At 49.8% G+C, this 5464-nt stretch carries 7 protein-coding genes; 3 read left to right on the top strand and 4 right to left on the bottom strand.

Annotation, left to right across the window (positions count from 1 at the left end; all coding sequences use genetic code 11):
• From yidC to rpmH, 4 genes are all read right to left on the bottom strand, one after another.
• Window positions 1-954, bottom strand: a 954-nt coding sequence (gene yidC, locus B2067_RS12720; protein WP_301388692.1) for a membrane protein insertase YidC, incomplete at its 3' end; no start/stop codon positions are given.
• A gap of 2 nt (window positions 955-956) precedes the next feature.
• A complete protein-coding gene (gene yidD, locus B2067_RS12715; protein ID WP_245820043.1) occupies window positions 957-1160 on the bottom strand; it encodes a membrane protein insertion efficiency factor YidD in 204 nt (67 codons plus the stop codon).
• A 58-nt stretch (window positions 1161-1218) separates the two neighbouring features.
• Window positions 1219-1608, bottom strand: coding sequence for a ribonuclease P protein component (rnpA, locus tag B2067_RS12710; RefSeq protein ID WP_273091328.1), 390 nt, complete (start codon window positions 1606-1608; stop codon window positions 1219-1221).
• 30 nt (window positions 1609-1638) lie between these two features.
• Window positions 1639-1773 carry a 50S ribosomal protein L34 gene (gene rpmH / locus B2067_RS12705; RefSeq protein ID WP_068435451.1) on the bottom strand — a complete coding sequence of 45 codons (135 nt, stop codon included), beginning with the start codon at window positions 1771-1773 and terminating at the stop codon, window positions 1639-1641.
• Between the two features lie 550 nt (window positions 1774-2323).
• On the opposite strand from rpmH, the gene dnaA reads away from it, so the two are divergent.
• From dnaA to B2067_RS12690, 3 genes are all read left to right on the top strand, one after another.
• Window positions 2324-3862: a chromosomal replication initiator protein DnaA gene (gene dnaA / locus B2067_RS12700; protein WP_217693564.1), complete on the top strand. Its 1539-nt coding sequence runs from the start codon at window positions 2324-2326 to the stop codon at window positions 3860-3862.
• Window positions 3863-3899: 37 nt separating this feature from the next.
• The gene (gene dnaN, locus B2067_RS12695) at window positions 3900-5000 is read left to right on the top strand and encodes a DNA polymerase III subunit beta (RefSeq protein ID WP_301388690.1); all 1101 of its coding nucleotides are present in this window, start codon (window positions 3900-3902) and stop codon (window positions 4998-5000) included.
• Window positions 5001-5049: 49 nt separating this feature from the next.
• Window positions 5050-5464 (top strand): AAA family ATPase (locus B2067_RS12690; RefSeq protein WP_301388689.1); only part of this gene is annotated, 415 nt, incomplete at its 3' end.

Raw genomic sequence — 5464 nt, 5'->3', positions numbered from 1 at the left:
GGTTTCGCCCGGAGCCACGCTGACGGAGTTATCGTAGAAACCAAAGATGTAGTTTCCTTTCACGTAACGACCGTTGTAGGTGTGCTGCTGATCCTGTGCAGGAATCCACGCAGATACGAAGTAGTGTTGCAGAATGGCAGCCCAGCCACCTTCTTCAACGCTTTTGAATTTGCCTTCTTCGAGGTCATCAAAACCTACTTTCTGGTAACGCTCTTCACTGGTGGTCAGTGCGGCACCCAGATACGCCTGCATACCCATGCTGCTTGATTGAGAAGGGTCATCAGAACCGTCACGCTTCAGCTGTGCATAAAACGCACCCTGCCATGGCTCCTGCGAGATGTTGCGTACTTTGTAGCGCACATCCATCAGGTATTCACCACGGGTGAAGGTGAAGATTTTTTCTACGTACGCTTTTTCAGACTGGTGAGTCAGCACAACTTCGAGTGTGTCTTCGCCTTCGTTCAGCGTGTATTCAGTATTTTCAGTGCTGTACAGCGCACCGTTGTTTTTGTCGATGCCGTCACGTCCAACCAGGCCGCTTTGTGCGATAAAGAGACGAGTATTGCTATTTTCGAGCAAGGTAAATGGAACGTCTTTTTGTTTAATCGACTTTGAATACTGAGGTAAACGAACCGAAACAACCTGACCGCCCTTAGGATTGATCTCTACGTTGAGAACGTCGGTCTGTACTGTGATGACGTCACCCGTCGGTGCGGCAACTTCAGGCATATCAGCTGAGCTGACCGCTGGTTGATCACTGACATCCGGTACATCTGCATCTACAGCATCGGAAGTGTCTGGGGTGTCAGAACCAAAATCTGGTGCTGATTCGTTGCTGGTTTCAGCAACTGGGGTCGTAACGTTCTCAGTTCCGTAATCCTGATTCCAGGCAAGAATCAGCATATAAGAGGAGATCGCAAGTCCTGCATAAATGACTAAACGGCGGATATCCATGATCAGGGTTTCCGTTGGCAACAATGAGTTGAATGAGTGTGTGTTTCCAGATCTGGTACCAGATCGACACCGTGACCACCCCATGGGTGACAACGGCCAATACGACGAAGTGCTAACCAGCCTCCACGAAGGATTCCGTAACGACGGATGGCTTCTTCAGCGTATGAGGAACAAGTGGGGTAGTATCGACAGCGGCTGGGAAGCATCGGACTGATGGCATACCGATATACAGAAATCAGCGTCAGGGCTATCCTGGCTACAGGATTAACGCCGCGGTTTGCGTTTTCTGCCTTGGTGTTTGCCATGGGGTTTCTTCAGTCTGAACCAGAGGCTGTCGATCATCTCACGAATCTGCTGATTGTCCAGCTGAACGATTCCCGAACGTGCCAAAATGACAAAGTCATGGCTGGCGAGATCATGCTGATGCTGTCGGAAAGATTCGCGGACCAGGCGTTTAACCCGGTTGCGATCTACCGCTAGCTTGAGCTGTTTTTTCGCCAGAACAAAACCGACACGAGGTCGGTTCAGTTCGTTGGGAGCAGCCAGTACCAGAAGGTGAGGCGTGCTACCGCGCAGAGCTGTGTTATCGAAAACACGTTTGAATTCTGCCGGTCTCAGCAGCCGTAAGTCTTTACGGAAGCAATGGTCCGGCATACTTCTCTCTGCGCAGATAAGTTACAGCAATTAAGCAGCGAGGCTGTGACGGCCTTTAGCGCGACGACGTGCCAGAACCTGACGGCCGTTTTTGGTTGCCATGCGGGCACGGAAACCATGAGTACGCTTGCGCTTCAGTACGCTTGGTTGAAATGTACGTTTCATATCATCACCCAGTCAGTGTGAACAGGCCCAGATAATCAGGGCAATTTTTAGGGCCGGGAATTGTATGCAAAAGAAACACTTAACGCAACGCCGAGATGGCTTTGTTTATGAACTTTCTGAAAAACGTGAAGACCGGTCATTCTGATGAATATTTATGTTTTAAGTACTGATGATGTGTGATGAAGAAGAGAAGAAATCTGAAGTTATTATTAAAACGGGCGCTTAATTCTGTTGATAACTCAAAAAACTCTATTATTTTCAATGGATTAGACTCGAAATAAGTCTGCGGATAAACGAGGTAAAGACTGTCCGGAAGTTGGGTTCATCTGGTGGACGAAACCATGGGTTATGCACAGTGATGACCGGATCGCGAGTTGTTCACAATTTCATTCACCCCTTAAAAGACAAGCTGTTAAGAGACTTATCCACAGGTCAGGTGGTAACTTTGTTCATCAGAATGACGTATTTCTGTGGATAACCAGCACTTCCTCGGGTAGTATGTCCGTCTTCTTTATAGCTATTCATTTCGACGTCAGGATCAGAGGTGCATGTGACGGGTTTGTGGGAAGACTGCCTGGGGTATCTGCAGCATGAGTTACCCGCACAGCAATACAACACATGGATTCGTCCTCTGACCGCCAGCGCTGATAATGGACAGCTCGTCCTGAGTGCGCCTAACCGGTTTGTAAAAGACTGGGTAAGAGATAAGTACCTGCAGCGGATTCAGGAAATCATTTCAGATCTTAATGGCGGCTTGCTCACGCACGTTAATATCGTAGCGGGTGAGTCCCGTCCTATGTTTCAGCGTCCGACGACACCGCCGCCTCGCCCAGAGCCTCGTTCTATAAAAGACGATACGATGAGCTTTGCCGCGCCGCGAGAACCAGCATCTAAGATAGAAACTGCGCCATTGGGCGGCTCTTACAGTGCTGAACCTATGGCGTTTGCTGAAGATTCTGGCCCGTCAGCTGCCGAACTTGCGGTGGTTGATCCGGTAACTGAGCCCGCGCCGGTTGCACCGACTCCGCCACCTAAAAGAAAGGTGCAGGTAGAGGGTGGCCTGCAGCATCAGAGCTTCCTTAATCAGAACTTCACTTTCGATACCTTTGTAGAAGGTAAGTCGAACCAGCTGGCACATGCCGCAGCGAAGCAGGTGTCCGATAATCCTGGTGGTTCGTACAACCCACTCTTTATATATGGTGGTGTTGGTCTGGGTAAGACCCACTTGATGCACGCGGTTGGTAATTACTTACAAACCAAGAACAAGAACGCCCGTGTACTTTACGTGCACTCAGAGCGTTTTGTTCAGGATATGGTGAAAGCACTCCAACTGGGTGCGATTAACGAATTTAAGCGTTTTTATCGTAGCCTCGATGCTCTGCTGATTGATGATATTCAGTTCTTTGCAGGCAAAGAGCGCTCACAGGAAGAGTTCTTCCATACCTTTAATGCCTTATTAGAAGGTGGTCAGCAGATGATCCTGACCTGTGATCGGTATCCGAAAGAGATCGCGGGGCTGGAAGAGCGTCTGAAGTCACGTTTCGGCTGGGGTCTGACGGTAGCGGTTGAGCCGCCAGAGCTTGAAACGCGTGTGGCAATTCTGATGAAGAAGGCCGAGCAGACAGGGATGAATCTTCCGGATGATGCTGCTTTCTTTATTGCTCAGAAAATTCGTTCTAATGTGCGTGAGCTGGAAGGGGCACTGAAGCGTGTCGCTGCAAATGCTCAGTTCACGGGCAGTGAAATCACTCTACCTTTTATTAAGGAGTCGCTGAAAGACTTATTAGCGCTCCAGGATAAACAGGTCAGCGTTGAAAATATTCAACGTACGGTCGCAGAGTATTACAAAATCAAGATGTCTGATTTATTATCTAAGCGCCGTACACGCTCGATCGCGCGACCTCGCCAGGTCGCCATGGCATTGAGCAAAGAACTGACAAATCACAGTTTGCCTGAGATAGGCGAATTGTTCGGCGGCCGGGACCATACAACGGTCTTGCATGCGTGCCGCAAGATTAAAGAATTGCAGGAATCCAGTGCTGATGTGCGGGAAGATTATAAGAACCTGCTGCGCTTACTGACAACCTAACGCCTGTTAGCTCAGGCTCCGGACCGAGTGGAGAACCATGAAATTCGTAATATCCAGGGAAGCCCTTCTGCGCCCACTGCAATTGGTAGCAGGTGTTGTAGAAAAGCGTCAGACTCTGCCAGTACTTTCAAACGTACTGCTTGAAATTGAAGGTCAGCAGCTGTCGCTCACAGGTACCGACCTTGAAGTTGAGCTGGTAGGCCGGGTCACTCTTGATGAAGTCGGCCAGGAAGGTTCGATTACGGTTCCAGCGAAAAAGCTGATGGATATCTGTCGCTCTCTGCCGGATGGCGCTCAGATTGAGATCGAACAGGATGAAGCGCGCGTTAATGTTCGCTCAGGTCGTTCGCGCTTCACGCTTTCTACTCTGCCTGCGACGGAATTCCCGAACGTGGATGCGATTGCCGACGAGCAGTCTTTCTCTCTGCCACAAGCCAGCCTGCGTCATATTATTGATCGCTCAAGCTTTGCCATGGCGCAGCAGGACGTTCGTTACTACCTGAACGGTATGCTGATGGAAGTTACCGCGGACAGTCTGCGCGCTGTTGCTACCGACGGCCACCGTCTGGCGACCTGTGTTACAGAAGTCTCTGGTCTGGCTGAAACACGTCAGATCATTCTGCCGCGTAAAGGTGTTCTGGAGATGGCGAAACTGCTGACTGATCCAGAAGCCAGCGTAAGCCTGTCGCTGAGTGCCAACCATCTGCGTGCTCAAACTGAAGAGTTTACTTTCACTTCGAAATTGGTCGACGGAAAGTTCCCGGATTACAGCCGCGTGATTCCTAAGGGCGGTAGTAACGTGGTTCTGGCTGATCGTACAGATCTGCGTCAGGTGTTTAACCGTACTGCGATTCTTTCTAATGAAAAGTACCGTGGTGTTCGCCTGGTACTGGGTACCGATACGCTTCAGGTATTCGCGAATAACCCAGAGCAGGAAGAAGCCGAAGAAACGACAGCGGTTGAGTATCAGGGCGATGCGCTTGAGATCGGCTTCAACGTTTCTTACCTTCAGGATGTTCTTGGCGTTATTTCAACCGAACAGGTTAAGTTCACACTGTCGGATGCAAACAGCAGCGCATTGATTGAAGAGCCAGACAGCTCTGACGCTATGTACGTTGTTATGCCGATGCGTCTGTAGTCTCAGGCGTTTCTGATTTATGCCAGTCAGGCATCTCAGGATCAGTGGTGTGCGTAATCTGCAGCCACTGATCTTTGATCCCCATCCCCACGTCAATTTCATTTACGGAGATAACGGCTCCGGCAAAACCAGCATTCTTGAAGGAATTGCTGTAATGGCTTCCGGTAAGTCATTTCGTACTAATCAGCTTAAGCATGTGCTTGCCCACGATAATGATCGGATGGAAATGCGTTTTTCCATTGAAGATCCGGATATGGGTGCATGCGAAATGGAATCTCTGCGTTTGAAGGCAGGGGACCATCTTCTTAAGTTGAATGGTTCTGTTCTGACAAGCCAGGCTGAAGCAGCGCATTGGTTGCCGGTTCAGATCATTGAGCCGAATACCTTTAAGTTGCTTTCGGGTTCGCCGGAAGAGCGCAGGGCGTTTATTGATTGGGGTGTGTTCCACGTGGAACAAAGTTTCA

Source organism: Thalassolituus sp. UBA2590 (assembly GCF_002339775.1).
In the GTDB taxonomy this organism is placed as follows: Bacteria; Pseudomonadota; Gammaproteobacteria; order Pseudomonadales; family Oceanobacteraceae; genus Thalassolituus.
This window is presented reverse-complemented; position numbering and strand designations above follow the sequence as displayed.

What these genes read in the sequence shown, in the direction of transcription:
- rnpA (WP_273091328.1), bottom strand. Translation starts at nt 1,608, where the DNA reads ATGCCGGACCATTGCTTCCGTAAAGACTTACGGCTGCTGAGACCGGCA.
- rpmH (WP_068435451.1), bottom strand. Translation starts at nt 1,773, where the DNA reads ATGAAACGTACATTTCAACCAAGCGTACTGAAGCGCAAGCGTACTCAT.
- yidD (WP_245820043.1), bottom strand. Translation starts at nt 1,160, where the DNA reads ATGCTTCCCAGCCGCTGTCGATACTACCCCACTTGTTCCTCATACGCT.
- dnaN (WP_301388690.1), top strand. Translation starts at nt 3,900, where the DNA reads ATGAAATTCGTAATATCCAGGGAAGCCCTTCTGCGCCCACTGCAATTG.